Raw genomic sequence first — 3,271 nt, forward strand, 5'->3', positions numbered from 1 at the left:
GGCACCGGGTCCACCGCCGCACCCCGGTCGTTCCACTCCACGGTGATCCGGTCGTGGTCGGTACCAGGAAGCAGGGGGACCGTGGCCAGGGCACGGGTGGGGTCAGTGACCACCCGTTCGGCGAGGGCGATCCAGTCCGCGGCCATCCGGTCGATGGTGGTCGGGTCGAACAGGTCGGTGGCGTACTGCACCGACAGCGCCAACCCCTGCCCCGTCTCCTGGAACTCCCACGTCAGATCGAACTGCGCCGTGGACACCGGAACCGCGCACCCCGACACCACCACACCGGGCAACTCCACCGCCGCCACCGGAACGTTCTGCAGCACCACCATCGCCTGCACCAACGGCGTCCGCGAGGTGTCCCGCTCCGGAGCCAGCTCCTCGACCAACCGTGAGAACGGCACCTCCTGGTGCGCGAACGCACCCAGCACCGACTCCCGCACTCCCGACAACACCCCGGCGAACCCCACGCCCTCATCCACCCGCGACCGCACCACCACGGTGTTCACGAAGAACCCCACCAGGTCCTCCACCTCGGCCCGGTCCCGGCCCGACACCGCTGTTCCCACCGCCACATCACCCTGCCCGGTGTACCGGGACAACAACACCTGGGTCACCGCCGTGACCGTCATGAACAGGCTGGCCCCGCCAGCCCGGCCCACCGACCGCAGTCCCTCGGTCAGCCCGCTGGGGATGGTCACCGTGGTCACCGCGCCGGCGGCCGAACGCACTGCCGGTCGGGGTCGATCGGTGGGCAGCTCCAGCACCGGAAGTCCTGCCAACCGTTCCCGCCAGTAGTCCAGTTGGGACTCGATCACGGTGTTCTGGTGTTCCCGCTGCCACACCGCGTAGTCCGGGTACTGCAGGGTCATCTCGGGCAGAGCCACCGGTCGGTTCTCGACCAGGGCGGCGTAGGCGGTGTTCAGCTCGCGGGTGATCACGCCCATGGACCAGCCGTCGGTGACGATGTGGTGCATCGCCAACACCAGGACGTGGCTGTCGGGGGCCTCCCGGACGAGCAGGACCCGCACCAACGGTCCCGTCCGCAGATCGAACGGGATCGCCGCCTCCGCCCGGAGGATCTCGTCGAGCTCGTCGTCGGACGCGTTGGTCGTGGCCGGTCCCGCGGTCGCCGTGACCCCGGTCCGGGTGTTCGCCCCCCGACGGACACCAGCGCCCTCGGATCCCCGTACGGCCTCGTCCGCCAGCTCGTCACGGACCAGGTCCACGAATCGGATGCGCACGTCCGACTCGGCACGGACGATCTGCACACCCCTGCCGTCGACGGTGTCGAAGGTGGTCCGCAGCGATTCGTGACGGTCGACGAGGGTCGACACCGCCCGCTGCAACGCATCGTGGTCCACTGCCCCTGTCAGTCGCAGAGCGTTGACGATGGCGTGTGACGGACCGCCCTGCCCGTAGTCGTCCAGGAACCACAGGCGTTCCTGCGCGTAGGACAGCGGAAGCCGGTCTCCTCCGGCTTCGCGGTCGACAGCTCTGATGGGAACCTGCTCGTCAGCGAAGCCGCCACCCAGGGCCGTGGCGAGTTCGGCGACCGTGCGGTGGTCGAACAGCGCGCGCGGAGACAACGCCACCCCGAACTCCGCCCGCAACCGCGAGGTCACCCGCAGGCTCAGGATCGAGTCACCACCCAACTCGAAGAAGTCGTCGGTCACCCCGACGCGCTCCACACCCAGCACCTCGGACCACACCGCGCAGACCCGCCGCTCGGTGTCAGTGCCAGGTGCCACGAACTCCGCGTCGGATCCCAGTTCCGGTGCGGGCAGCGCCCGCCGGTCCACCTTGCCGTTCGAGGTCAGCGGGAACGCGTCGAGCACGACGAAGGCGGCGGGAACCATGTACGCGGGCAGCTCGGCCGAGACGTGAGCGCGCAGTTCCGCCGGAGCCGGCCGCTCCTCGGCCGCTCCCACGACGTACGCGACGAGGCGACGGAGGCCGGGCCCGTCGGACCGGAGCACCACCGTGGCCTGCCCCACGGAGGCGTGCCGCAGGAGCGCGGCCTCGATCTCACCGGGTTCGATGCGGAACCCCCGCAGCTTCACCTGGTCATCGACCCGGCCCACGAACTCCAGCGCACCGCCGGCCCGCCACCGCACCACATCCCCCGTCCGGTACAACCGGGAACCGGACGGCCCGAACGGGTCAGCGACGAACCGTTCCGCCGTCAGACCAGGACGACCGAGGTAGCCCCGAGCCACCCCGGCACCCGCCACGTACAACTCACCCGAGACACCCACCGGCACCGGGCGCAACCGCCCGTCCAACACGAACACCCGGGCATTGGCCACCGGCGCCCCGATCGGCGGCACCTCCTCCACCCCTGCCGACAACGGAGCGCTCATCGTCGCCGCCACCGTCGTCTCACTCGGCCCATAACCGTTCAGGAAACGCCGGCCCGGCGCCCACCTGCGCACGAGATCGGCGGGGAGTGCCTCGCCTCCCGTGACGATGGACCGCAGGTCGGACAGCCCTTCCGGGGAGATGGTCCCCAGCGGCGCCACCGGGAACATGGCGTGGGTGACACGCTGTTCCGCGAGCAGCGCGGCCAGCTCGGTTCCGACCGGTCGTCCCGCACCGTGAAGCAGCAGGGTCGCTCCGGCCGCGAGGGTCATGAGGACCTCAACGATCGCGACATCGAAGCTGGGCGAGACGTACTGGAAGACCCGGGCGGCGGGGTCGAGGTCCATGGCCTCGACGTGGCTCACGGCCAGGCTGGTCAGTCCGGCGTGGGGAACGACGACGCCCTTCGGACGTCCGGTGGAGCCCGAGGTGTAGATCACGTAGGCCGCCCGGCCCGGGGAGATCGACTCCGGCCACGGCAACCCCGCCCGGTGCTCGAGGTCCATCCGCACCTCGGGGTCGTCCACGACCAACACCGGCACCCCGGCCGGCACCCGGTCGGCCAGGGCCAACGTGGTCACCACCACCGCAGCCCCGCTGTCCCGGACCACGTACTCGATCCGCTCCGCCGGGTAGTCCGCGTCCACCGGCAGGTACACCCCACCCGCGACCCAGGTCGCCAGCATCGCCACCACACCGTCGGCCGAACGAGGCAACAACACCGCCACTGCCGACTCCACGCCCACCCCGTTGGCGGCCAGCAGCGCGGCCATCCGACCCGCTCGCTGCACCAACTCCCGGTAGGTGACCCGGTCAGCGGCGCACTCCACCGCGACCGCGTCGTCAGCCGCGCCACGTGCCTGCCGACCGATCAGGTCCAGCACGGACACGTCGAGCAGGTCAGGACGCT

The 3,271-nt window shown here is 70.8% G+C and carries 1 protein-coding gene; it reads right to left on the reverse strand.

Annotated elements, in window-relative coordinates:
• On the reverse strand, positions 1-3,251 hold a 3,251-nt coding region (locus ACTIDRAF_RS0225290), incomplete at its 3' end, for a non-ribosomal peptide synthetase (protein WP_169534011.1).
• Positions 3,252-3,271 lie beyond the last annotated feature (20 nt).

It is taken from the genome of Actinoalloteichus spitiensis RMV-1378, from assembly GCF_000239155.1.
GTDB classification, from domain to species: domain Bacteria; phylum Actinomycetota; class Actinomycetes; order Mycobacteriales; family Pseudonocardiaceae; genus Actinoalloteichus_B; species Actinoalloteichus_B spitiensis.